Here is a 26,356-nt window from a genome sequence, read left to right on the forward strand (position 1 = left end):
GTCGTCGCTCAAGAAAAGCGTTGGCAAGCTATGAAACGCTGGGTACAGAAAAAACCTCATTTTCAAGCTCATGAAGGTGCGTTTAAAGGGCAAATGGGCGAAGGAAAAGCGAAAAGTGCCCCTTTAGGCCAATTCGCCAAAGGATTAAACCAATTAATAATGACCCCGAATTATCTCTAATAAAAACTTGTTTTTGTTAGAGATAATGAGGGCAAACCGAACGAAAGTGAGGTTGAAAATAACTTCGTGTCTGCCCCAAAAGACGGTTTTTTTATTCAACCTCAATAAACTTGACACATACATATTTCATTTGTTATAAGCCAATTTTAAAAATTTGTGTTATGATTACTTCTAAGAAGTGTTTAAAATAGGGGGTTGAGTAGTGGATAAAGAAATAACTTTAAAGCCCTTTCAGCGAGTTTTAAGTGGATATGAAACTTTGTCCAAAACGGCATTGTCTATTTCGGATTGTTCTGAACTTGCTGAAAAGTATAAGTCACTTGGGGTAGATGGTTATCGTATTGGGGATTACAGTGGTCCTAGTTATTTAAATCGGTATTTGGAATGTTCGATTAAAAGTGCTCCGATGTTAGTGTATAAAAGAGATATCTTTATTCCGATGGTTTTTCGTAGCGCTAATGAATCACAAAAGTTATTTAGTGAATCAAGTCGCATGCCGGGATTTTTCGTCCTATTAGATTGGTTGATTAATAATCGTCCGGAAAAAGCGATCGTCAGTTATCGTGCACCAACCGAGACTTCTCCTGGCAAAATGTACGTGGATAGTGCTTATGTAGCTTTCCGTTTATCTGAAATTTTAGATGGCGGCGGCTTTCCTATTAGTCAGTTTAAAACTTTAGAAGAGTTTGTTGTATGGAATCGAATTTATCGTTTAATCGAAAGTGGACAAATTGGACGTCATAGTCGCATTTTTGATGAAGATAATCCGATCAACGTTTCTGAATTGCGGATGATCTTACAAGTAGTGCAATTGAAGTATCCCGAAACGACATTTTTTATTTAAAAAAGGCTGAAACGTTCGTAGAATTGACGAGCGTCTCAGCCTTTTTAAATTACGACCATTCTGTTGATAGATCTGTCTTTTGATAGGTGTCTGGTGAAAGTTTTTCCAATAATGGACTGCCTTGTTCATAAGTAATGACATTGAGTTCATGCATAGCACGGCTAGCGATCGTATAAAGAATAAGCTGGTCATTTACTGAAAAGTTTTCTGCGACATGCCAAGCATATACACGATCAAATTCTAGCCCTTTAGCTAAATAGGCAGGAATAATGATAATGGAACGTTTCATAAACTCATCTTCAGAAGTAATCAATTGAATTTGTTTTTTAGTAGAATCTGCCAGTAATTCATACAATGCTTCACACTCTTTTGTTGTTTTTCCAATAATAGCACTACGCCACTGTGTTTTTTGCTTAGAATGATCAAATAGATCTTTCATCAGCCAATCAACTGCTTGAGTTTGATTGGAAGCATTAACAATTAAAGGCTGTTTCCCATTTCTTGCCGTCGTTTGTACTTGATCTTCTTGGGATAAAAATTGATTGGCAAAAGCAGTAATTTCTTTTGTCGAGCGATAACTGGTTGTTAACTGGTAGCGAGTCACTTCTTCTTGATCAAATAGTTCATCAAGTGAATTGACAATCGTTTCATTACCAAAAACTTTCTGATTTAAGTCCCCGCACAATGTTATTGATGCTCTTGGGAAAAGTTGTTTTAAAAGAGCTGCTTGTGCAGGAGGAAAATCTTGCATTTCATCAATGAAAATAAAACGAACATTATGCTCAATGTTTACGGGATAGATATCCTTTAAAAGGGAAAAGTATAGCAGAGCATCCTCTTGCAGTATTTCTTTATTTTTCATTTGTTGACGAATCACTTGTATACTGTCTTCCCAATTCTTTGCCGAAATGTTGTATTTTTGTAAAATTTCGGACGGAAATTGTTTTAAAAAGTGGATATATTGTTTGGCAAAATTGATAAACCGATAATGATTGACTTGCTTAACTAATGGTCGAAATTTATTTTTGACTAGATCCTGTTTGACTTGTTTCGTAAGTTGCTTTTCTTTTTCCTCTGAGTCCTCTAGATCAGGATTATTTTCGTATATTTCATCGATTTTTTCTGACGCACGTTCTTTCACCCATTCTTTTTTTGCTTCCTCTTTTTGTAGCCCGCCGATTTTTTTCAATATCTTTGTTTGCAAAAGTTGTATCCGTTGATAAAGCGGCAGTATTGAATTTGTTTCTTTATACCATTTACGGATTTGTTTTTTTGGAATATAAACTTGATCATTTACCTTTAAATCACGGAAAATAGGACCGAAATCGGTAATAGAATCAATGTAAGATGGGATCTGATCTAAAGCAGTTAGACCATTTTTTAATTTTTGAATAGGATTGTTTTCTCCGTTTAGAAATTGCTCTTCTTCTTGCGCTACATTTCGAATGGTGTATCTAGGAACTAAAAGTTGTAAAAAATTGGTAAAGGTCTGAGTTGGTGCTTCACTTTCTCCTAGAGAAGGTAAAACCATGGAAATATAATCTGAAAATAAATGATTAGGAGAAAATAGTAGCACTTGATCAATATTTAACCAATTCCGGTGGTGGTACAATAAAAAGGCGACACGTTGTAGTAAAGCAGATGTTTTCCCACTCCCTGCAATCCCCTCAATCACCATATATTTACTTGAAGTATCTCGAATAATTTTATTTTGAGCTTTTTGGATGGTTGAGACGATATTTTTCATTTGTGGAGAAGACGTTTCGTCCAAAATATCTAGTAAGAAATCATCATTAATCATTTCTGAGGTATCTACCATCGAAAGGAGCTGTCCGTTTTGAATTTTAAATTGTCGTTTTAATAATAAATCAACATGAAACGTTTCTTTATTCGCCTTATAATAAGCCTCTCCTAATTCTCCTTCGTAATATAGATTAGCAATTGGAGCACGCCAGTCAATAATAATGGTATTATCATTTTTATCTCGTAACGAAGCAATCCCTAAGTATAATGTTTCTGTCGGTTCTTGATCTTCTCTAAAATCAATGCGTGCAAAATAAGGAGATTGTGCCATCGTTTGTAGTGTATTTAGGCGTTTAGCTTTTGCTTCTGCGCTTTGATAACGTAGTGTTAATTCATGTTCGTGTTGACGGTATTCAACCACGGATTCATAAAAAGATTCTTCTGTTGCGGTATTGATCGTATTTTCGGCAACTTCTTTTAGTTGACTTTGCATTGATTGTTGTAGTTCGTTTTGTTGCTCTTTTAATATTTGGTTTTCATTTTTAATTAAAGAAATGGTTTGTGCTAAATGTTTTTCTTCATATTGCCGTTCGTTCATGAACTTACCTCCAATGATAAGTTTGTCTTTTTCTCATAGAAATTCCATCATAAAATTATAGCATAAATCAAGGTGTTATGTGAAAGAATAGAACTACTTTCTATTTTCTTTTAAAGGAAAAATTAGTAAAACATTATAAAAATAATGGCTGCATTTGTTGTTTTATTTATGGTATACTTTCAAATAAATATAAATGGATGAAAATGTCTAGAAAGAAAGTGATTTTAGCTGTGGATACAAAAGTAAACGAGCAATTTTTACCTCTTTTATTAGGAAGCGACATTAATGTTTATGGAATGGCGCGTTCATTTCATGAAGCATATGGTACGGTTTCAGAAGCTCATGGTGCGGGTCAGCTTGCTCCTACAAAATATAGTAAAATTGTCAATGTGCATACACACCCTGGTTTTTCTGAACCAGAAGGCTTTATGAAAGTCATGCGAGAATTGATGGCACAGTATAAAGACGATCCTCGAAAGATTATCTTAGTACCTTGTGGCGATGGATATACTGAATTGATTACTCATAATAGAACAGAGCTAAGTCAACGCTTTATTTGTCCAACGGTAGATGCTAAGACCCAAGAAACTTTAGAAGATAAAGCGGCTTTTTATCGAACATGTGAAAAATATGGTCTGCCTTATCCAGATACGTTAATTATTACGAAAGAAATGGTAGAAAATCAATCCTCAGTTGAATTACCTTTTGGTTTTCCTGTTGCTTTAAAACCTTCAGACAGTGTTGAGTATTTGAATGTTGAGTTTGAAGGACGCAAAAAAGCTTTTATTCTATACTCTCAAGAAGAAGTTGATGACATTTTAAAAAAAGTCTATCAAGCTGGTTATACTTCAGAAATGATTTGCCAAAATTTTATTCCAGGCGATGATTCACGTATGCGTGTGTTAAACGCTTATGTGGACCAAAACCACAATGTACGAATGCTTTATTTAGGTCACCCATTATTAGAAGACCCGACGCCAGAAGCAGTAGGGAACTATGTAGCTATCATGCCAGATTATAATGAAAAAGTTTTTGATCAAATGAAAAACTTTTTAGAAAAAATCGAATATGTTGGTTTTGCTAACTTTGATATGAAATATGACGAAAGAGATGGCGAATATAAATTATTTGAAATTAATTTGCGCCAAGGAAGAAGTAGTTTTTGTGTGACATTAGGCGGTTATAATTTAGCCAAGTATTTAGTGGAGGATTATGTATTAGAAACGCCTTTTACTGAAACAACTTATGCTAGAGGAGATAAATTGTGGATTGGTGTCCCAGAAAAAATTCTAAAGGAATATATTGAAGAAGGACCAGATAAGGATCGCGCTTTACAGTATTTGACAGATAAAAAGTATGGGAATACGTTATATTACAAAGAAGACATGAGTCTAAAACGCTATATACTTGTCAAACGCATTTTTTATTTATATCATGATAGGTATAAAAAATACTTTAGAAAGAAATAGATAATAATGAAAAATTTTTTTACAATTTTAGGCGGTATGGGGACGTTAGCTACCGAAAGTTTTATCCACGTATTAAATGAACGAACGCCCATTCATGCGGATCAAGATTACTTGAATTATCTTTTAGTTAACCATGCGACTGTACCTGATCGAACCGACTATATTTTAGGAAATTCAGAAGATGATCCTTCCCTTGCTATAAAAGAAGATATTCAACAGTATAGCCGTTTCGAACCGGACTTTTTTGTGCTTACATGCAATACGGCGCATCATTTTTTTGATGAATTACAAGAAGAAACGGATATTCCGATCCTACACATGCCAAGACTTGCCGTAAAAACGGTAAATAAAACATTTGCCAAAAGTACTGGAAAGACTCGTGTAGGTTTATTAGCTACGGAGGGAACGATCCAAACAAAAGTTTATGAAAATGAATTAACGAAATTTGGTAATTTAGAAGTGGTTTTACCTGATGCTGCTTTACAACAAGATGTTACAAATTTGATTTATCGAGATGTTAAAGAAAATCACTTTTTCAATGAAGAGTTATTTTATCAAATTCTGCGTAAAATGTCTGAGGAATTTTCTTGTGATGTGATGGTTTTAGGATGTACTGAATTATCTTTGGTACAAGAATTTACACAAAATACAAAATATCCTGTTGTTGATGCTCAATCAGAATTAGCCAATGAAACAATTCGACGAGCTTTAGACAATCGGTCCTAAAAAAGAGAGCGAAATTTTTTGTTCGCTCTCTTTTTATATATCTATATATTTTGGTGTGTGATTAATTTGACTAAGAAAAAACAAGAAATCAGAAAAACTAAAAATGAATGTTTTATCATTTTGATTTGGATGAAAGCCAATATTTTCTCTTGGATCAATCTGACTGTCCATCATTAACTGGACTTGTTGTTTTGTATCAAACAATAAACCTAAAGGAGAGACCGCGCCTTGAGTTGAGTGTAAAATTTGACTCATTTCGTTATCAGAGGCGAAAGATAAATGATTTTCTTCTACTTCATGAGCGATTTTTTTCAGAGGTGCTCGTTGACCTTCTGGTAAAATAATGAAATAAAAAGATTTTTTTCCTTTTAAAAATAAATTTTTGACTTGAGTAGCAGGGAGCTCAAAATCAATTTCTTTTACTGTAGAAACGGCTTTGTGTCGTAGTAATTCATAGGAAATCGCTGATTGGTTTAAAAATCGACTAATTTGCTGTTCAGCTTTTTTGCTTGTATAGTCTCTTTTTAAAATAGCATAGCAAGACTCATCTACAACACCACGGTTATTCACAAGTCTTTGATGAAATGTTCCTTCATAGGACATGCCTGCTTTTTGCATGACTTTTCCTGAAGCAGGATTTTTTGTATCATAGAGACCTTCTATTCTTTCAAACCCGTTTTTTTCAAACAGATAAGCAATCACTTTTTCCAAACTTTCGCTAGTATATCCTTTATTCCACCAATGTTGACCAATACAATAGCCAACTTCTGCAGTTTTACTTGCTTTATTGGCGATACTTGCCGAAATGGTCCCGATGAGCTGTTGCGTTGATTTTTCTTCAATCCCCCATAAAAAATAATCGGGATCAATATAATTTTTTTGATACTCACTTAAATTATTTTCGACATCTTGAACTGTTTGATAAGGCTTCCATGAAAGAAACTTTGTCACTTTAGAATCGGCTCCCCAATGATTAAACATTTGATAGGCATCTCTAATGGTTAATAAGCGTAAGGTGAGTCGGTTTGTCTGCAACTGTATCGTGCCAATATTTTCCATTTTCTCATCTCCTCGACTATTCAAACTTGCTAAGCCCTTCTTGTTGCCTTAATTGTATGAGTTGTTCTTTGGTGGTTCGTTTTTTAGAGAGTACGGGAAGGTTGTCGAGGGAGAAGTAATCCATTTGACTTGTTTCCAGACTTTCAGTAAAAGAACCACTCAAGATTTCACAAGCAAATACGAATTTGTAGTATTGGAAAGCTTGTGGAATATCTTTGCGTAAGTTTGTATCGAAAATCGCTTTTAGCTGTTGAACATCCACATGAAGACCTGTTTCTTCATAGACTTCTTTGCGAATGTTTTCTTTAGGAGAATAACCGACATCTGCATAACCCCCGGGTAAAGACCATTTGTGGGTTTTATGATCTTGTACAAGCAATACCTTATTGTCTTGTATTATCCACGCTCGAACATCTACTTTAGGTGTTTGGTAACCCGTTTCATGAGAGAATAAATCATCTATTATTTCCTGTGGTTCACCTCCAAGACTTTGAATTAACCGTAAAGCCAAATCATTAGTTCCTGATAACGAACAAGATCAAATGAGTCATTGCCGTAGTGCAATCCTGCTTGTGCGATAGATAATAATTCTTTATAGGTCGCTAGATAATCCATGCATGCCATTCTTTTTTAATATTTGCTTTTCATTTTAGCATCAAGTTATAATAAAGAAAATGGGAAAAGGAGCCGGTTTTTTATGGGACAGTTACAAACAAAGCGTGCTTACGAGGATATTGAAACTTCAGATGGAAAACGAGTTTTGGTCGATCGGATGTGGCCACGAGGGGTAAAAAAAGAGAAGTTGCAGTTATCTTTATGGGAAAAAGAGGTGGCTCCGACTAATGAGTTACGCAAAACCTTTGGCCATGATCCCCAAAAATTTTCTTGGTTTAAAAATGAATATAAAAAAGAATTAGACAATAACGATAAAACACAAGCATTTGTGAATCAAATTGCCGAGTGGTTAAAAAAAGATAACGTGACACTTATTTATGGCGCTAAAGACAAAAAAGAGAATCAGGCGGTCGTTTTAAAGGACTATCTTTTACAAAAAATAGGAGACCATCAATGAAAGATTACGAATAAAAGACACAAAAATTTTACAGCTGAACCACTATTATATATATCCAGGACTTGTTGGTTTTACCTAGATAATTGGTTTTGTTTTGATTGATTCAAAAAAACGAATAAAATCCATCGATAAGCTTGCAAAATTTTTTAAGAAGTGGTTAAATGAAGCCATAATTGATTGATGAAAAAGACAACCGGACTTGTGCGTCCTTTTATCAGAGAGGAAAAGCTAGGCTGAAACTTTTCTAAAAGCAACCCAAGTACGGACCACTTTGGAAACTCTTGACAAAACAAGGGCGGGCGCTCCGTTACAGCAAATGAGGAATGCAGTAATGTATTCAAAATTAGGTGGAACCGCGAATAAACTCGTCCTAGTATCAGTATGATGCTAGGGCTTTTTTTATTACAAAATAAACAGGAATTTGTAATAAAACGACTTTTTTATCAACCAAATCATTAACAGGAGGAATAATATGTTAAAAATCACTTTTCCAGATGATTCTATAAAAGAATTAGAATCTGGTATTACACCTAAAGAAATTGCTGAAAGCATTAGTAATAGCTTGGCAAAAAAAGCACTAGCTGGGAAATTTAATGGACAATTAATCGATTTAGACCGTCCTATTACTGAAGATGGGGCAATTGAAATTGTGACACCCGACCATGAAGATGCTTTAGGAATTTTGCGCCATTCAACAGCTCATTTGATGGCCAATGCGATGCGTCGTTTGTACCCTAATATTCATTTTGGGGTAGGACCAGCTATTGAAACAGGTTTTTATTATGATACAGATAATGGCGAAAGTCCAGTAACATCAGAAGATTTGCCTGCAATTGAAGCGGAAATGATGAATATTGTTAAGGAAAATAATCCAATTTCTCGCAAAGTTTTAACAAAAGAAGAAGCTCTTAAACTTTTTGCAGATGATCCTTATAAAGTCGAATTAATTAATGATATGCCAGAGGATGAACAAATTACTGCTTATGATCAAGGCGATTTTGTGGACTTATGTCGTGGTCCTCATGTGCCTTCAACGGGTCGTATCCAAGTCTTTAAACTTCTTTCTGTTGCTGGTGCTTATTGGCGTGGAAATTCAAGCAATCAAATGATGCAACGTGTTTATGGTACAGCTTTCTTTAATAAAAAGGATCTAAAAACATTTATTAAAGAAAGAGAGGAAGCTAAAGAACGAGATCACCGTAAACTAGGAAAAGAGCTTGGTTTATTTATGGTCTCCTCTGAAGTTGGTTCAGGTTTACCTTTTTGGTTGCCCAAAGGAGCTACTATTCGTCGAATCATTGAAAGATACATTGTAGATAAAGAAGTTAGTTTGGGGTATCAACATGTGTATACACCCATTATGGCTAATGTTGATTTTTATAAACAATCTGGGCACTGGGAACATTATCATGAAGACATGTTTCCTCCAATGGATATGGGCGATGGAGAAATGCTGGTTTTACGCCCGATGAACTGTCCTCATCATATGATGGTTTATAAAAATGACATTCACTCTTATCGTGAATTACCAATCCGAATAGCTGAACTTGGACAAATGCATCGCTATGAAAAATCTGGCGCTTTATCTGGTTTACAGCGAGTACGTGAAATGACCTTAAATGATGGGCATACTTTTGTACGTCCTGATCAAATTAAAGAAGAATTTAAACGAACATTGGAACTAATGACTGCGGTATATAAAGACTTCAATATTAACGATTATCGATTCCGCTTAAGTTACCGCGACCCTAACGATAAAGAAAAATACTTTGATGATGATCAGATGTGGGAACATGCGCAATTTGTTTTAAAAGAAGCATTAGATGAGTTAGGTGTACAATATTATGAAGCTGAAGGTGAGGCTGCTTTTTATGGCCCTAAACTAGATGTGCAAGTCAAAACTGCGTTAGGTATGGAAGAAACATTGTCAACAATCCAACTTGATTTCTTAATGCCAGAACGCTTCGATTTAACCTATGTAGGTGAAGATGGCGAAAATACACATCGTCCAGTTGTTATTCATCGAGGGATTGTATCCACCATGGAACGTTTTGTGGCTCATTTAACCGAAGTGTACAAAGGGGCGTTTCCTACTTGGCTAGCCCCTATCCAAGCGACGATTATTCCAGTTTCAGTTGATTTGCACGCTGATTATGCTTATGAGGTTAAGGAGCGTTTGCAAGAACAAGGGATAAGAGTTGAAGTGGATGAACGAAATGAAAAGATGGGCTATAAAATTCGAGCATCACAAACACAAAAAATTCCTTACCAAATTGTCGTAGGAGATAATGAAATGGCAGAATCTACTGTTAATGTGCGTCGATATGGCAGTAAAGAAACAGAAGTTCAACCTACAAATATGTTCATTGATGCTATCGTTTCAGATGTAAATAATTATAGTCGATCGTAAGAAAAGACCGAGGTTTCAGCGAGTACTCTGGAACCTCGGTCTTTTTTCTTACCTAATTTTTATTGTTTGAAAGAAATCGATCATACTTTTTCAAAAAAAGTGCATGAGACTTGAGTTTAAGCAAATTATATGCTATATTGAAAAAGTATTGATACGAGAGGTGAGTGAGGGCAGAAAATTCCCTCACTCTTTTTATGGAAAAAAGTTATTATAATTAGCTAAAGGAGGGGGATAACTAGTGAGTGCAGTCGTTGATACTGTAAAAGATATGGTGATGCCCATATTAGAAGAAAACAATTATGAATTGGTTGATTTAGAATTTGTAAAAGAAGGAAAAAGTTGGTATCTCCGTGTTTTTATTGATAAAGAAGACGGCATTGATATTGAAGAATGCGCTTATGTTAGTGAACGTTTAAGTGAAAAGTTGGATAATGCAGAACCTGATCCAATTCCTCAAGCGTATTTTCTAGAAGTTTCTTCTCCTGGAGCAGAACGGCCTTTAAAAAATGAAGAAGATTATCAAAAAGCAGTGGGAAACTATATTCATGTTTCTTTATATGAACCGATAGATAACCAAAAACAATATGACGGATTTTTGCAATCTGTGGATACCAATCAAATTGTTTTAAAAATTCGTATCAAAACTAGAGAAAAAGAGATCACAATTGATCGTAAGAAAATTGCAAAAGCTCATTTAGCTGTTCAAATATAAATACGGGGGAATCAAAAAGAATGAGTAAAGAAATGTTAAATGCATTAGATACCTTAGAAGCAGAAAAAGGAGTTTCTAAATCTATTGTTATTGAAGCGCTGGAGTCGGCCCTAGTTTCAGCTTATAAACGTAACTATGGGCAATCACAAAATGTGGAAGTAGATTTTGATGAAAATGAAGGTGACATCCATGTTTTTGCGGTAAAAGAAGTCACAGATGAAGTTATGGATTCGCAATTAGAAATCTCGTTAGAAGAGGCTACCGAAATTAACACAGCTTATGAAGTAGGGGATAAGATTCGTTTTGAAGTAACCCCTAAGGATTTTGGTCGCATTGCAGCTCAAACGGCTAAACAGGTGATTTTACAACGAGTTCGAGAAGCGGAGCGTTCCATTATTTATGAAGAATTTTCAGCTTATGAAAATGAAATTATGCAAGGGGTTGTTGAGCGCCAAGACCATCGATACATTTATGTGAACTTAGGTAAAATTGAAGCTGTGCTATCAAAACAGGATCAAATACCTAATGAACATTTTCAAGCTCATGATCGCATTAAAGTATATGTAACACGAGTTGAAAATACGTCAAAAGGCCCACAAGTATTTGTCAGTCGAACACACCCAGACCTAGTACGTCGTTTATTTGAGCAAGAAGTACCAGAAATTTATGATGGTACAGTTGAAATTGTAAGTATTGCACGTGAAGCTGGAGATCGTGCAAAAATTGCTGTACGTGCTGCAGATCCTGATATCGATCCAGTAGGCACTTGCGTTGGACCCCAAGGCCAACGTGTTCAATCTTTAGTGAATGAACTCAAAGGGGAAAATATGGATATTGTTGAATGGAATGAAGACCCAGCAATCTATATTGCTAATTCTTTGAACCCTTCAGAAGTTAGTGACGTTATTTTTGAGGTAGAAAATCCCAAAGTTTGTACTGTAGTTGTACCGGATCATCAATTATCACTAGCTATAGGAAAGCGTGGGCAAAATGCTCGTTTAGCAGCAAAATTAACTGCCTATAAAATTGATATTAAATCAGAATCTGACATGGAAGAATTCTACGCTCAATTAGATGAGGAAGAGGATACACCTTCAGATGAAGAAGTAACAGAAACAAAAGATACCTTATCGGATGAAAATGAAAACAGTCCTTCTGAAGAAGAGATCGTTTCGAATGAATCAGATGACTCTGAAACAGAACTATAGGGAGGTCTTTAAATGAAGAAAAGAAAAATTCCTTTGCGAAAATCTGTTGTATCTGGAGAAATGATACCTAAAAAACAACTATTACGCATTACTCGTTCAAAAGAAGGTGAAGTTTCGATTGATCCAACAGGGAAAAAACCAGGACGTGGGGCTTATATCGCAGTTGAGCCAGAAGAAGCTCAATTAGCTTGGGATAAACGAATTTTAGATCGAGTATTAGAAACAAAATTAAGTGATGAATTTTATCAAGAATTACTTGATTATGTTTCGCACCAGAAGGCTCGTCGTGAGTTGTTTGGCAATGAGTAAACAAAAAGCTTTGAACATGCTAGGATTGGCTATGCGGGCTGGTAAACTTGTAACAGGTGAAGAGATGACACTTCAAAAAATACGTGCTCGCAAAGTAAAATTAGTTTTAGTGGCTGAAGATGCTGGTGAAAATACCCAAAAGAGGGTCAAAGATAAAAGTACTTTTTATCAAGTTCCATTTGTTAACTGTCTGTATTCGGAAGAGATAAGCCGAGCAATTGGTAAGAACCGAATGGTTATCGGTGTATTAGATAACGGGTTTGCAAATAAAATTAAGGAACTAACATCAAGTTAGGAAGGTGATTGCATGGGAAAAAAAAGAATATATGAACTTGCAAAAGAAATGAACAAACCAAGTAAAGAAATCGTTGAAACAGCACAATCACTAGGATTTGACGTCAACAACCATATGGGTTCGCTCTCTGAATCAGAGGAACAAAAAGTCCGCCAAAGCGTGAGTGCCTCAGCACAAGATAGTCAATCATCAAATCAAAAGCCAGCAAATAACAAACAAAGTACGAAAGAAAAGAAATTTCAAACACAAAGAAACAATTCGAAATTTCAAAATCGTCAGAAACAAACGACTCAATCAGGAAAAGCTAGACAACAAACCCAGGCGCAAGGTACACAACAGACGCAAAGTGCAAAAAGCACTTCTCAAACAAGCCAGTCTAACAAGCAAAAAAATGCGCAAAATCAACAACAAACTGCGCAATCCAATGAGCAAAAGCAACGGCAAGATAAAGCACAAAATCGTTCACAAAAACAAGAGTCAACGCATAAAACGGTGGAAAAAAGTCAACCGCAAAAATCTGCTAAAACGCAAGCTTCAGAACAACCTAAACAACAGGCTAAAAAGGAACAAGAAAATAAAGGGAAACAAGGCAATACCGGTGAGCAACGTAAAAACCGCACGCGCAATAATAATGAAAATAAAGGCAATAACAATAACTACAATAATAAAAATCGGAACAAGTCAAATAAAAAAGGGAAAAATAAGCAACAGCAACAAACTAAAAAACCTGCAGCTTCCCAACGTAAGTTCCATGAATTACCTGAAGTATTAGAATATACGGAAGGGATGAATGTAGCAGAAATTGCTAAGAAAATCCGTCGTGAACCAGCAGAAATTATCAAAAAACTATTTATGCTTGGCGTCATGGTGAATCAAAATCAGCCACTTGATAAAGATACGATTGAACTCTTAGCAGAAGATTATGGCATTAAACCCGAAGAAAAAGTAGAAGTTGATATTGCAGATATTGATAAATTCTTCGAATCAGAAGAAGTCAACGAAGAAAACCTTGTTTCACGTCCACCTGTAGTTACTATCATGGGACATGTCGACCATGGAAAAACCACATTACTTGATAATTTGCGTCATTCTCGTGTAACTAGCGGAGAAGCAGGCGGGATTACCCAACATATCGGTGCTTATCAGTTGAATATTGATGATAAACCAATTACCTTTTTAGACACTCCTGGACATGCGGCTTTTACTAGCATGCGTGCAAGAGGAGCAAGCATCACAGATATTACCGTGCTAGTTGTAGCGGCTGATGATGGTGTTATGCCACAAACGATTGAAGCAATTAACCACGCTAAAGCAGCTGAAGTACCACTTATTGTGGCAGTTAATAAGGTTGATAAACCTGGAGCAAATCCACAAAAAGTTATGCAAGAACTGAGCGAGTATGAATTAGTTCCTGAAGCCTGGGGCGGCGATACGATTTTTGTAGAAATTTCAGCGAAGTTTAATCAAAACATTGAAGAATTATTAGAAATGATTTTATTGGTAGCTGAAGTTGAAGACCTAAAAGCTGATCCGACAAAACGGGCTATTGGTTCAGTTGTTGAAGCTCGATTAGATAAAGGAAAAGGTCCAGTAGCTACCTTATTAGTACAAGAAGGAACGTTACAAGTTGGCGATCCAATTGTAGTAGGCAATAACTATGGTCGTGTACGGGTAATGACTAATGACTTAGGTCGACGAGATAAATCAGCTAAACCTGCAACACCAGTTGAAATTTCTGGACTAAATGGAGTACCACAAGCTGGCGATCGTTTTGTCGTGTTTGAAGATGAGAAAAAAGCGCGGCAAGCAGGAGAAGAAAGAGCGAAACGAGCTTTAATGGAACACCGTGCAAGTAATTCACGGGTTACTTTGGATAATTTGTTTGAAAGTCTTAAAGAAGGCGAATTGAAAGAAGTAAATGTAATTATTAAAGCAGATGTACAAGGATCAGCCGAAGCATTGAGCGCTTCTTTGCAAAAAATTGAGGTCGAAGGTGTAAAAGTAAATATTGTCCATGCAGCAGTTGGCGCGATTAACGAAAGTGATATTACTTTAGCGGCTGCTAGTAACGCAATTATTATTGGTTTTAATGTAAGACCAACTTCACGCGCAAGACAACAAGCAGAAACAGAAGAAGTAGACATTCGTTTGCATCGTGTCATTTATCAAGCCATTGATGAAATTGAAACAGCAATGCAAGGGATGCTTGATCCTGAGTATGAAGAAAAAATTACGGGTCAAATGGTCGTTCGTGAAATTTATAAAGCTTCTAAAATAGGAATAATTGCTGGTTGTTACGTGATGGAAGGCACGATTTATCGTGACAGCGGTGTGCGTGTGATTCGTGATGGTATTGTTATTTTTGAAGGTAAACTAGCAAGTTTGAAACGCTTTAAAGATGATGCTAAAGAAGTTAAATCTGGCTATGAATGTGGAGCTACCATTGAAAAATATAATGATCTCAAAGTAGACGATACTATTGAAGGATTTGTTATGGAAGAAGTTAAACCGAAACAATCATGATGTTAGATAATTGATATAGGAGGGCAATTTCATGGCAAATTATCGAGACCGAAGAGTCGCTCAAGAAATACTAAAAGAAGTGACTCAGGTCTTACAAAAGAAAATTCGTGATCCACGAGTACAAGGAGTAACTATTACTGATGTAGATGTTACTGGGGATTTACAGCAAGCAACAATCTATTATAGTATTTTATCTAGTGCTGATTCGGAAAAAAAAGAAGCACAAGCAGGACTAGAAAAGGCAAGCGGACTTTTTCGGCGTGAAGTAGGCCAGGCCTTAAGCACCTACAAAACGCCTGAACTTTTCTTTGAACTGGATGAATCGATTGAATATGGGGAAAGAATTGATGAAATGATTCGCGAATTACATGAAAATGAAGAGTAACAGATAATCAGATATCGATCTGTCGTGATCCTTTAAAAGTTAAATTACCCTTTGACTTTTTGGGTCATAGCAGAAGGTATCTGTTTTTTTGTGAAAAATTCATAAGTTTGTTAAAAAAGTTATGTTATAATAATAAAATAAAAAAGGAGAGACTATGGACGGAATTTTACCTTTATGGAAAGAACGTGGAATGACAAGCCATGATTGCGTGTCTAAGTTAAGAAAAATTTTACATACGAAAAAGGTTGGACATGGAGGGACACTTGATCCAGATGTCGATGGCATATTACCCATTTGTATCGGGAAGGCAACAAAAGTGGTTGAATTTTTAACAGATTCTGGCAAAGAATATGAAGGAGAGATTACTTTAGGATACGCGACAAATACCGAAGATGCTGCCGGAGAGGTTATCCAACAAGATGCTCTCCCAACCCCCTTTACAAATGAAGCCATTGATCAAGCAATACAAACCTTGGTCGGTCAAATTGTTCAGACTCCTCCGATGTATTCAGCTGTTAAAGTTAATGGCAAACGTTTATATGAATATGCTAGGCAAGGAGAAGACGTAGAACGTCCTCAACGTAAAGTCATGATTCACTCTTTTTTTCGTACGGACGCCTCCGTTTATAATGAAAAAGAGCAACTACAATCTTGGCATTTTAGAGTAGCTTGTCAAAAAGGGACCTATGTGCGAACTTTAGCTGTTGATACGGGGAAGGTACTTGGCGTAAGTGCCCATATGTCTGATTTGACTCGTACTAAAAGTGCTTATTTTACAGCAGAACAAGCAGTTACATTAAATCAAGTAAAAGCAGTGATGGAAAAAGGAAATATTGAGAATATATTATTTCCGCTAGAATACGGCGTTCAGCGTTTTCAAAGAATCGACATTTCTGATGCGTTATGGCAAAAAGTAAAAAACGGCATGCGTTTACCTTACCAAGCTTTTCAACTAGAAGAGCTGCCCAAAAAACCTGTGGCTGTTTTTTATAAAAATCAGGTAGTTAGTCTTTATGAGCCAAATAAAAATGAGAAGGACGGCTTGAAGCCGTTAAAAGTATTAAAGAACGAGATTAGTTAGGAGCTTAGTGTTTTATGGAAGTCATCGAATTACGTCATCCTTATACAAAAGAAACTATTCCTGAAGAAGAAGTTGTTTTAGTATTAGGCTTTTTTGATGGTGTGCATAAAGGACACCAAAAAGTAATTGAAACTGGAAGAAAGATTGCCAATAAACAAGGATTAAAGCTCGCGGTAATGACCTTTAACCAACATCCTTCAATTGTTTTTAAAAAGACCAATCCAAATGATGTAAAATATTTAACTAGTTTGGAACAAAAAGAACGGTTAATGAGTCAGTTAGGCGTAGATTATTTATACATTGTTGATTTTACTTCCTTATTTGCTAGTTTAAGCCCTCAAGAATTTGTAGATAAATATATTATTGATTTGCACGCAAAATATGCTGTTGCAGGATTTGACTATACTTATGGACTCGCAGATGTGGCAAATATGCAGCGGTTACCGCAATATTCTAGGGGATATTTTGAAGTAGTCACAGTTTCTAAAAAAACACAGGATAGTGATAAAATTAGTTCAACCCGTATTAGAGAATGCTTAGATCAAGGAAATATGGAAAAAGCCGCTGATTTGTTAGGCTATACTTATGAAATCGATGGAATTGTAGTGCATGGCGATGCTAGAGGTCGTACTTTAGGATTTCCGACCGCAAACATTAAAGTAGATAGTAATACGCGTTTACCTAAGGAAGGCGTATATGCAACAGAAATTAAAATAGGAGAAACATGGTACCCTGCAATGGGTTCGATTGGTCACAATGATACCTTTGAACAAGGAAGACAATTAACTGTTGAAGTATATATTTTAGACTTTACTCAAGATGTTTATGGCGAGCAGGTTAGCGTGCAATGGAATCATCTTTTACGAGATCAGGTGGCTTTTAATGGTGCAGAAGAACTCATTCAACAATTAAAAAAAGATGAAGAGGATACACGGCAGTATTTTGCAGCGATGAAACGTTGAGTTTGTTGTGAAAGTATTAAATTAATGGCTTTATAATTAAGGTGATTAAGCACATAAGTAAGCGAAACTAGTGTGCTAAAAAAGAAATAAGCACATAAGATTGTTAAACTTATGTGCTTAATACATAATAAGCCCACTAGTTTGTTAAACTTATGTACTTAATTTAAAAAAAAGAGACAACAAAAGTTCATTCAACGCTTTTGTTGCCTCTCTTTTTTATTCAGATGTTTCCTCATTTTCGATCACTTGTTTTACTTGAAATTCAGTAGCATGTTCGTTTTTAGAGTCAACATCGGAAAAATCAAACAATAAGTATTCATCGTTATCATCTTGGACCACAACTAATTTGTTAGTCAATCCGCGTTTATCTTTTTCAATTTGCACTTTTTTCATCAATTCTTCCTGGTCAACATCAGATGTTAAAGCATTACCGCGGTTAAAAAAGACTGTTTCTTCCATGATCGCTCTCTCCTTTTTTGATAGATGTTACTTTTATCCTAAGCTATAGTAACTATCTTGTCAAAAATTACCATAAGTCGATTTTGTAGTATCTATGATCCCATGAGAAAATAGAGTATGAAAATATTGTAATTAAGAGGATCAAAATGTAGATAAAGAAGATAACTACTTGAAAATACTGGCAAAATAACTACTCCAATAAAGCATAAAAAGGTATATAGGAAAAATTAGCACTCTAGCATAAAGAGTGCTAATTTTTTAAGCATTTCCTCTTGACTTCTTTTGGATTTATGTTATATTAATAATTGTGTTAGCACTTAGAGATAAGGAGTGCTAATTAGAAGGTGATAAATTTGTTAACGCAAAGACAAGATGATATCTTGCATTTGATTATTCATAATTATACAAATTTAGGAAAGCCAATTGGATCTAAAACGCTGATGGAAGAAGGGATCGCAGCCAGCTCAGCCACGATTAGAAATGAGATGAAGACTTTAGAGGAATACGGTCTTATGGTCAAGACACATTCTTCTTCAGGTCGTATTCCTTCGTTAAAAGGTTATCGTTATTATGTTGATCATCTGTTAGAACCGGAAAAGTTAAACCAAAGCGAAATCGACATGATTCGTGAAGCTTTTGGGAGAGACTTTCATGAGATTAATGATATTATTAAACAATCAGCTGAAATTCTTTCTCATTTGACAAGCTATACAGCGTTGTCGATTGGTCCGGATGTCAGAAATAGAAGGTTAACAGGTTTCAAAATGGTTCCGTTAAATAATCGACAAGTGATCGCAATCATTGTAACGGATAAAGGAAATGTGGAAAATCAAGTCTTTTCGATCCCTCGCGATGTAGATAGTGACGATCTTGAAAAAATAGTTCAGATCATCAATGATAAACTAATTAATGAGCCCTTATTGACAGTTTATCAACGTTTGCGGACTGAAATTCCAATGATTCTTCATAAGTATTTCCAAACAACAGAAGGAATTCTTGAACTATTCAATAATATGTTGAATGAGGCTTTTGAAGAAAAGATTTTTGTTGGTGGTCAAATGAATCTATTAAATTCCGATCAAGTTCAAGATGTCGATCAGTTTAAGGCGATGTACTTATTTATGAAAAATTCACAACGATTGAATGAATTATTGAGTGCAAAAGATCAACCGATCCAAATACGAATTGGTTCAGAACTAGGGAACGATTTATTAAGTGATATGAGTTTAATCCAAGCTAATTACGAAATTCAAGGGCATGGTAATGGAACAATTGCTATTTTAGGTTCAGCTAGCATGCCATATTCGAAGATGTTTAGTTTGCTTGATGTGTTTCGTAGAGAATTAGCAGGGACCTTAAATGAATATTATCGTTCGATTGATTCATTCGGGTAGTCCGCGTGAATTGTCAATTATTTATATAGAAGGGATGTTAGATCATTGTCTGATAAAGAAAAAAATTCGGAAGAAGTAGAAGAAACTTTTTCTGCTGAATCTGAGGAAAACGAATCAGCGAAAGATGAAGAAACAGTAGAAGAGATCAATGAAGAAGGTGTGCAGCCTGTTTCTGAAGTGGAGGATTTAAAGACTCAACTTAGTGAAATGGAAGATAATTATCTTCGAGCTTCTGCTGAAATTACAAATATGAATAATCGTTTTCGTAACGAGAGAGAAACATTGCAAAAATATCGTTCACAAGACTTAGGGAAAAAGTTACTCCCAGCGCTTGATAACTTAGAGCGGGCTGTAGCTACTGAAGTTGAAGGTGAGCAAAATGAGAATTTGAAAAAAGGCGTAGAAATGACCTTAGAAAGTTTACGTTCAGCGATGCAAGAGGAAGGAATTGAGGAAATTCCTGCTCAAGGCGAAATATTTGATCCTACGATGCATCAAGCTGTACAATCGGTTCCGGCGACAGAAGATCAGCCAGCAGAAACGGTTGTCGAAGTTTTACAAAAAGGTTATAAACTTTACGACCGTGTCCTTCGAGCCAGCATGGTTGTTGTCGCACAATAATTAAGCTCATTTCAATATTAATTAATAACATATTTACAAAGGAGATCATAACATGAGTAAGGTAATTGGTATAGACTTAGGTACGACAAACTCTGCCGTTTCAGTGTTAGAAGGCGGCGAATCAAAAATTATTACAAACCCAGAAGGCAACCGTACAACACCTTCTGTTGTTTCATTTAAAAATGGTGAAATCCAAGTAGGGGAAGTTGCAAAAAGACAAGCTGTTACTAACCCAGACACTATTACTTCTATTAAACGTCATATTGGCGAAGAAGGCTATAAAGTAGAAGCAAATGATAAATCATACACACCTCAAGAAATTTCTGCAATGATCCTACAACATATCAAAGGATTTTCTGAAGACTATCTAGGTGAAGATGTGGATAAAGCAGTTATTACAGTTCCTGCTTACTTTAACGACTCTCAACGTCAAGCAACTAAAGACGCTGGTAAGATTGCTGGTTTAGAAGTTGAACGTATTGTCAATGAACCAACAGCTGCTGCTTTAGCTTACGGCTTAGATAAAACAGAACAAGATGAAAAAATCTTGGTATTTGACCTAGGTGGCGGTACTTTTGACGTTTCTATTCTAGAGTTAGGCGATGGTGTATTTGATGTATTGTCCACAGCCGGTGATAACAACTTAGGTGGGGACGACTTTGATGAAAAAATCATTGACTACATGGTTAGTGAATTCAAAAAAGAAAACGGCATTGATCTAGGTAAAGATAAAATGGCTCTACAACGTCTAAAAGACGCTGCTGAAAAAGCGAAAAAAGATCTATCTGGTGTATCAAGCACACAAATTAGTTTACCATTTATTACAGCAGGCGAAGACGGTCCACTTCATTTGGAAATGAACATGACTCGCGCTAAATTTGATGAATTAACAAGTGACTTAGTGGATAAAACTAAAGAACCTGTTCGTCAAGCATTAAAAGATGCTGGTTTATCTAAATCTGATATCAATCAAGTAATCTTAGTTGGTGGATCAACACGTATTCCAGCTGTTGTTGAATCAGTACGTAAAGAAACTGGCGCAGAACCAAATAAATCTGTAAACCCAGACGAAGTTGTGGCTATGGGTGCTGCTATTCAAGCTGGCGTTATCACAGGTGACGTTAAAGATGTTGTTTTACTTGACGTAACACCACTTTCATTAGGTATCGAAACAATGGGTGGCGTATTTACCAAGTTGATTGATCGTAATACGACAATTCCAACGAGCAAATCGCAAGTATTTTCAACTGCAGCTGATAACCAACCAGCAGTAGATATTCACGTATTACAAGGTGAACGTCCAATGGCAGCTGATAATAAGACACTTGGTCGTTTCCAATTAACAGATATTCCTGCTGCACCACGAGGCGTACCACAAATTGAAGTTACATTTGATATTGATAAAAACGGTATTGTAAATGTTTCAGCTAAAGACTTAGGTACTCAAAAAGAACAAAAAATTACGATTCAATCTTCTTCAGGTCTATCCGACGATGAAATTGATCGTATGGTTAAAGATGCTGAAGAAAATGCCAAAGCCGACGAAGAACGTAAAGAAGAAGCAGATCTACGTAACGAAGTAGATTCATTGTTGTTCACTGTTGATAAAACATTGAGTGATCTTGATGGTAAAGTAGACGAAGAAGAAGTCAAAAAAGCTGAAAATGCTCGTGACGAATTGAAGGCTGCTGTTGAAGCGGATGACATTGAAGAAATGAAAACTAAACGTGATGCATTAAATGAAATTGTACAAAACTTGAGCGTGAAGATGTATGAACAAGCATCACAAGAACAACAAGGTGAATCAGGTTCGGATGATTCTTCTAATACTTCTGGTGACGATGATGTGGTAGATGCAGATTTTGAAGAAGTAAATGACGACGATAATAAATAAGATCGTTGTTTATGAAAAGGCCAAAGTCATCCGCTTTGGCCTTTTCTTTTGAAATTTTGGCTATAAAAGAATGAATCAGTTCTTAATTTTAAGTAAAATAATGTTGCTTCTGCATAATTTATGATAAAATACCAAAGACTGTTAAAGTATTAGATGGAGGGAAAGCCAATGGCAACAAAACGTGATTATTATGAAGTCCTAGGTGTAGATAGAGGGGCTTCAGATGATGAGATCAAAAAGGCATATCGTAAGCTTTCCAAACAATATCATCCAGACGTGAACCAAGAATCCGATGCAGAAGAGAAGTTTAAAGAAATTTCAGAAGCCTATGAAGTCTTAAGTGATCCGCAAAAACGTGCAGCTTATGATCAATATGGTCATGCTGGTGCAGATGCCAATTATGGCGGAGGCGCTGGTGCTGGCGGCTTTGGCGGTTTCGGCGGCGGTGGATTCTCCGACGCCGGAGGCTTTGGTGGCTTTGAAGATATTTTTGAATCTTTCTTCGGTGGTGGTCGTTCTGCAGATCCTACTGCACCTCGCCAAGGTGACGACTTACAGTATTCGATTAATTTAACTTTTGAAGAAGGAGTTTTCGGAAAAGATACCGAAATTTCTTATAAGCGAAATGAAGTTTGTCATACCTGTGGTGGTAATGGTGCAAAACCAGGAACTCAACCTGAAACTTGTCAGAAGTGTAAGGGAAGCGGAGTCCTCAACGTTGAACGGCAAACGCCACTTGGTCGCGTTATGACACGCCAAACTTGCGATGTATGTCATGGAACTGGTAAAGAAATTAAAGAAGTTTGCGAAACTTGTCAAGGTACAGGCCATGAAAAGAGAACGCATAATGTAAGTGTTTCTGTTCCTGCAGGTGTTGAAGATGGTCAACAAATGAGATTAGCTAATCAAGGAGAAGCTGGCATAAACGGTGGTCCTTATGGTGATTTATATGTCGTTTTCCGTGTTGCTGAAAGTGATATTTTTGATCGTGATGGTTCAGAAATTTATTATGAATTACCGCTTAATTTTGTACAAGCTGCTTTAGGTGATGAAGTTGATGTTCCAACAGTGCATGGAAATGTTAAACTGAAAATACCAGCCGGTACACAAACAAGCACGAAATTCCGTATGCGTGGAAAGGGTGCACCTCGTTTAAGAGGAAATAGCACTGGAGATCAACAGGTTACAGTAAAAATTATTACTCCTAAAAACTTAGACGATGAACAAAAAGAAGCCTTACGAAATTTTGCTGAATTAACTGGACAAAAAACACAGGAGCAGCAATCTGAGGGTTTTTTCGATAGGATGAAAGATGCTTTTGGAAAAAAGTGAGAAACAAAAAATGGAGGTCAGTTATAAGCTGACCTCCATTTTTTGTTTAAGCAACTATAAAATATAAAAATAGTGTTTATTCAATTATTGAATGAAGAATATGAATTGAAAAATTTCTTCATTATCCAGAACCTCTTGCTTTTATTAAATATTTAATACTTTTGTTAAAAAGCTTTTCGTACGCTCGTTTTTAGGATGATTAAACACTTCATCAGGTTTACCATCTTCTAAAAAGTAACCATCATCAATAAACATTACACGGTTAGCTACTTCTTTAGCAAACCCCATCTCATGGGTAACAATCACCATAGTCATTCCTTGATCTACCAGTTTTTTCATAACGTTCAAAACGTCGCCAACCATTTCAGGGTCTAAAGCTGAAGTAGGTTCGTCAAATAACATAATATCTGGATTCATTGCTAATGCACGAGCGATTGCTACTCGTTGCTTTTGTCCACCGGAAAGATTTTCAGGATAGACGTTTTTTTTATCGGATAAGCCAACAGTTTCCAACAATTCTTCTGCCCGTTTTTCTGCTTCATGTTTACTTTCTCCCTTTACATCTAGGGGGGCTAAGGTAATATTTTCTAAAACAGAAAGGTGAGGAAATAAGTTGAAATGTTGAAAAACCATACCAATATGTTGTCGTGTTTGGTTAATGTCGGTATTTTTATCTGTTAATTGGTCACCATCAATAATTATTTGGCCACTACTTGCTTCTTCTAAACGATTAAGACAACGTAAAAAAGTGGACTTACCTGAACCAGAAGGGCCAATTACACAAACTACTTCGCCTTCTTGTATTGTTGTAGAGATATCGTTTAATACGATATTATCATCAAATTTTTTTACTAAATGTTCAACGGATATCTTTTCCTTCATTTTATTTCATCCTCTTTTCTAGTACTTTTGCTAACTTCGTTAGGGCAGTAATAACAATTAAGTACATGATGGCAATAATTAAATAGACATAAGTACTTTGCATTGTGCGAGCTACAATAATTTTTCCTGTTTGTAGTAGTTCCACAACGCCAATAACCGAAATGATCGTCGTATCTTTTAACGAAATGACGAATTGGTTTACAAATGATGGAATCATAATTTTTATTGCTTGAGGCAAAATAATTTTTTGCATTGTCCGATTATACGTAAGACCTAAACTACGTGAGGCTTCCATTTGTCCTGTTGGTACGGCGTTTATTCCTCCACGGACAATCTCTGCAATGTAGGCACTGGCATTTAAAGTTAGTGTAATAATTCCTGCGGTAAAATCAGGAATTGTTATGCCAATAGCATCTGATAAACCAAAGAAAATAAAGAAAGCTAATACCATCATAGGAATTCCTCGGATAACATCAACATAAAAAGAAGCAATTCCGCGCAATGTTTTGATAGGCGCTACGCTGAAGAGTCCAATAATGATCCCAATAATTAAAGCTAAGGCAAAGGAAATTAAGGCTAGAGCGATTGTCTGCCATAGACCACTTAGTAATACTCTATAGTTATTTCTAAGTAAACCGACAAGTGAAGATTCATCTGTAGATGATTCGCTTGCAGTGGCGCTATCGCTATCCTCAACATAACTTGAAACGATTTGATCGTATTCACCTGTGCGCTCCATTTCTTGCAAAGCCTCATTAAACATTTCCAATAACTCAGGATTTTGCCCTTTTTTAACAGCAAATCCATAGTCTCCACCTGTTTCACGATCTATAGGAGTTTCAAGCTCTTGACCTTGTGCAATAGCATAACCAATTACAGGATAATCGTCCATTAAAGCATCAATGGCATCGACACGAACTGCCTCATATAATTGATCTGCATCGTCATATAATTTTACGTTAAAGCCATATTCATCTTCATGTTCGTCTAAAAAGTCCGCACTTTCCGTACCTACTTTGGCTCCTACTGTTGTACCTTCTAGATCTTCGTAAGAAGTAATATCCTCATTACCTTCTTCTACAGCTAGTTGAATACCACTTTCAAAATAAGGGTCAGCAAAATCAAAGTTTTCTTCTCGTTCGTCAGTAATCGTCATTCCTGCAATCATACCATCTGCTTGATTTCCTTCGACAGCTTGGACTGCCCCCGAAAAACCAATATGATTAAAGGTAATATTAAAATTTTGCATTTCTGCTGCTCGTTCCATTAAATCAACGTCGATACCTTCATATTCATTTTCTGCGTTTTGAAACTCAAAAGGAGCAAACGCCGTATCACTGGCGATAACGTATTCATCTTTTTTAGGTTCTACTTGTTTCATTTCACCTGATTCTTGGCTATTATCGTCGGCTTCAACGTAAGTATTGATGATTTCATCATATTCACCCGAGTCTTTTAATTTTTGTAGCCCCGTGTTAAATGCTTCTAGTAATTCTTCATTTTCTCCCTTTTTAACAGCAAAACCATAAGGGTTACCTTCTTCTGGGTCATCTACTAAAGATAAATCTTCACCTTGTTTAATCGCGTAGCCTAAAACAGGAGCGTCGTCAAAAATCGCATCAACAGTATCATTTTTCACAGCTCCGTATAAGCCGGGGGCGTCGTCATAATTTTTAACATCAAAATCGTAAGTGTCCTTGTTTTCCTCTAAAAAATCTGCGCTTTCAGTACCAACTTTAGCACCAACAGTTTTTCCTTCTAGGTCATTGTAAGATTTTATCTCATCATTATCTTTGGACACTGCCATTTGTATGCCACTGTCATAGTACGGCTCAGAAAAATCAAAACTTTGCTTTCGTTCGTCTGTGATTGTCATGCCAGCGATCATGCCATCAAGTTGGTTAGATTGGACTCCTTGAATTGAACTATCAAATCCCAAAGGGCGTAATTCTACATTAAACCCTTGATCATCAGCAATAGCATTTAATATATCAATATCAATACCTTCATATTCATCGTTATCATTTTGGAACTCGAATGGAGCAAAAGTCACGTCAGTTCCAATTTGATACGTCTTTTCTTCGGCAGAACTTGTTTTACTTCCGAAAAATAAAAAAGCACTGAAAACAAAAACCAAGATATAATTAACGAATTCTTTTTCATTTAATAATTCCTCCTTTAAGACTTTAAGTAATGGA

General features: G+C 36.0%; 22 protein-coding genes and 2 pseudogenes. 18 read left to right on the forward strand and 6 right to left on the reverse strand.

What is annotated here, in order from left to right; all coding sequences use genetic code 11:
• Together G577_RS10860 and G577_RS0101685 are read left to right on the forward strand one after the other, a co-directional pair.
• Positions 1-180 (forward strand): annotated as a pseudogene (locus G577_RS10860) (ISLre2-like element ISTeha1 family transposase); the annotation flags it as partial.
• 202 nt (positions 181-382) lie between these two features.
• Positions 383-1,024 (forward strand): hypothetical protein, encoded by a 642-nt coding sequence (locus G577_RS0101685; protein WP_028789664.1) that lies wholly within the window; start codon positions 383-385, stop codon positions 1,022-1,024.
• A 49-nt stretch (positions 1,025-1,073) separates the two neighbouring features.
• Here G577_RS0101685 and helD read toward each other — a convergent pair whose 3' ends face one another.
• Positions 1,074-3,365, reverse strand: a complete 2,292-nt coding sequence (gene helD, locus G577_RS0101690; RefSeq protein ID WP_028789665.1) for an RNA polymerase recycling motor HelD — start codon at positions 3,363-3,365, stop codon at positions 1,074-1,076.
• Positions 3,366-3,568: 203 nt separating this feature from the next.
• On the opposite strand from helD, the gene G577_RS0101695 reads away from it, so the two are divergent.
• Both G577_RS0101695 and G577_RS0101700 read left to right on the forward strand, forming a co-directional pair.
• Positions 3,569-4,834: a carboxylate--amine ligase gene (locus G577_RS0101695; RefSeq protein ID WP_038023040.1), complete on the forward strand. Its 1,266-nt coding sequence runs from the start codon at positions 3,569-3,571 to the stop codon at positions 4,832-4,834.
• A gap of 6 nt (positions 4,835-4,840) precedes the next feature.
• Complete coding sequence (locus tag G577_RS0101700) at positions 4,841-5,560, forward strand: aspartate/glutamate racemase family protein (protein ID WP_028789667.1); 720 nt, start codon at positions 4,841-4,843, stop codon at positions 5,558-5,560.
• Between the two features lie 33 nt (positions 5,561-5,593).
• Here the strand turns inward: G577_RS0101700 and G577_RS11695 are convergent, their stop codons facing one another.
• Complete coding sequence (locus G577_RS11695) at positions 5,594-6,619, reverse strand: GNAT family N-acetyltransferase (protein ID WP_081675711.1); 1,026 nt, start codon at positions 6,617-6,619, stop codon at positions 5,594-5,596.
• Between the two features lie 16 nt (positions 6,620-6,635).
• A pseudogene (locus G577_RS10870) lies at positions 6,636-7,234 on the reverse strand (NUDIX hydrolase N-terminal domain-containing protein).
• A gap of 82 nt (positions 7,235-7,316) precedes the next feature.
• Between G577_RS10870 and G577_RS0101715 the strand changes: the two are divergent.
• The 10 genes from G577_RS0101715 (at position 7,317) to ribF (ending at position 17,576) form a co-directional block, all read left to right on the forward strand.
• On the forward strand, positions 7,317-7,691 hold the full coding sequence (locus G577_RS0101715) for a DUF488 domain-containing protein (RefSeq protein WP_028789668.1): 375 nt from the start codon (positions 7,317-7,319) through the stop codon (positions 7,689-7,691).
• Positions 7,692-8,163: 472 nt separating this feature from the next.
• Positions 8,164-10,101 (forward strand): threonine--tRNA ligase, encoded by a 1,938-nt coding sequence (gene thrS, locus G577_RS0101720; RefSeq protein WP_038023044.1) that lies wholly within the window; start codon positions 8,164-8,166, stop codon positions 10,099-10,101.
• A gap of 238 nt (positions 10,102-10,339) precedes the next feature.
• On the forward strand, positions 10,340-10,813 hold the full coding sequence (gene rimP, locus G577_RS0101725) for a ribosome maturation factor RimP (RefSeq protein ID WP_028789670.1): 474 nt from the start codon (positions 10,340-10,342) through the stop codon (positions 10,811-10,813).
• A 20-nt stretch (positions 10,814-10,833) separates the two neighbouring features.
• Positions 10,834-12,021 carry a transcription termination factor NusA gene (gene nusA / locus G577_RS0101730; RefSeq protein ID WP_028789671.1) on the forward strand — a complete coding sequence of 396 codons (1,188 nt, stop codon included), beginning with the start codon at positions 10,834-10,836 and terminating at the stop codon, positions 12,019-12,021.
• A gap of 12 nt (positions 12,022-12,033) precedes the next feature.
• Positions 12,034-12,330 (forward strand): RNase P modulator RnpM, encoded by a 297-nt coding sequence (rnpM, locus tag G577_RS0101735; RefSeq protein WP_028789672.1) that lies wholly within the window; start codon positions 12,034-12,036, stop codon positions 12,328-12,330.
• A complete protein-coding gene (locus G577_RS0101740) occupies positions 12,323-12,625 on the forward strand; it encodes a L7Ae/L30e/S12e/Gadd45 family ribosomal protein (protein WP_028789673.1) in 303 nt (100 codons plus the stop codon). Before rnpM ends, G577_RS0101740 begins: the two co-directional genes overlap by 8 nt.
• A gap of 12 nt (positions 12,626-12,637) precedes the next feature.
• Positions 12,638-15,148: a translation initiation factor IF-2 gene (infB, locus tag G577_RS0101745; protein WP_028789674.1), complete on the forward strand. Its 2,511-nt coding sequence runs from the start codon at positions 12,638-12,640 to the stop codon at positions 15,146-15,148.
• Positions 15,149-15,179: 31 nt separating this feature from the next.
• Positions 15,180-15,533 carry a 30S ribosome-binding factor RbfA gene (gene rbfA / locus G577_RS0101750; RefSeq protein ID WP_028789675.1) on the forward strand — a complete coding sequence of 118 codons (354 nt, stop codon included), beginning with the start codon at positions 15,180-15,182 and terminating at the stop codon, positions 15,531-15,533.
• A gap of 154 nt (positions 15,534-15,687) precedes the next feature.
• Positions 15,688-16,614, forward strand: coding sequence for a tRNA pseudouridine(55) synthase TruB (gene truB, locus G577_RS0101755; protein ID WP_028789676.1), 927 nt, complete (start codon positions 15,688-15,690; stop codon positions 16,612-16,614).
• 14 nt (positions 16,615-16,628) lie between these two features.
• On the forward strand, positions 16,629-17,576 hold the full coding sequence (gene ribF, locus G577_RS0101760) for a riboflavin biosynthesis protein RibF (protein WP_028789677.1): 948 nt from the start codon (positions 16,629-16,631) through the stop codon (positions 17,574-17,576).
• A gap of 216 nt (positions 17,577-17,792) precedes the next feature.
• Here the strand turns inward: ribF and G577_RS0101765 are convergent, their stop codons facing one another.
• Positions 17,793-18,035, reverse strand: coding sequence for a hypothetical protein (locus tag G577_RS0101765; protein ID WP_028789678.1), 243 nt, complete (start codon positions 18,033-18,035; stop codon positions 17,793-17,795).
• Between the two features lie 353 nt (positions 18,036-18,388).
• Here G577_RS0101765 and hrcA point away from each other — a divergent pair, with 353 nt between their 5' ends.
• From hrcA to dnaJ, 4 genes are all read left to right on the forward strand, one after another.
• On the forward strand, positions 18,389-19,429 hold the full coding sequence (hrcA, locus tag G577_RS0101770) for a heat-inducible transcriptional repressor HrcA (RefSeq protein ID WP_028789679.1): 1,041 nt from the start codon (positions 18,389-18,391) through the stop codon (positions 19,427-19,429).
• A gap of 45 nt (positions 19,430-19,474) precedes the next feature.
• Entirely contained in the window at positions 19,475-20,050 is a 576-nt protein-coding gene (gene grpE, locus G577_RS0101775) for a nucleotide exchange factor GrpE (protein ID WP_028789680.1), read from the forward strand.
• 52 nt (positions 20,051-20,102) lie between these two features.
• Positions 20,103-21,944, forward strand: coding sequence for a molecular chaperone DnaK (gene dnaK, locus G577_RS0101780; protein WP_028789681.1), 1,842 nt, complete (start codon positions 20,103-20,105; stop codon positions 21,942-21,944).
• A 168-nt stretch (positions 21,945-22,112) separates the two neighbouring features.
• Positions 22,113-23,276 (forward strand): molecular chaperone DnaJ, encoded by a 1,164-nt coding sequence (gene dnaJ / locus G577_RS0101785; RefSeq protein WP_028789682.1) that lies wholly within the window; start codon positions 22,113-22,115, stop codon positions 23,274-23,276.
• Positions 23,277-23,420: 144 nt separating this feature from the next.
• Here dnaJ and G577_RS0101790 read toward each other — a convergent pair whose 3' ends face one another.
• On the reverse strand, positions 23,421-24,158 hold the full coding sequence (locus G577_RS0101790) for an amino acid ABC transporter ATP-binding protein (protein WP_028789683.1): 738 nt from the start codon (positions 24,156-24,158) through the stop codon (positions 23,421-23,423).
• A 1-nt stretch (position 24,159) separates the two neighbouring features.
• Positions 24,160-26,295, reverse strand: a complete 2,136-nt coding sequence (locus G577_RS0101795; RefSeq protein ID WP_231556770.1) for an amino acid ABC transporter substrate-binding protein/permease — start codon at positions 26,293-26,295, stop codon at positions 24,160-24,162.
• Between the last annotated feature and the right edge of the window lie 61 nt (positions 26,296-26,356).

This window comes from Tetragenococcus muriaticus DSM 15685 (genome assembly GCF_000423785.1).
Taxonomy (GTDB): domain Bacteria; phylum Bacillota; class Bacilli; order Lactobacillales; family Enterococcaceae; genus Tetragenococcus; species Tetragenococcus muriaticus.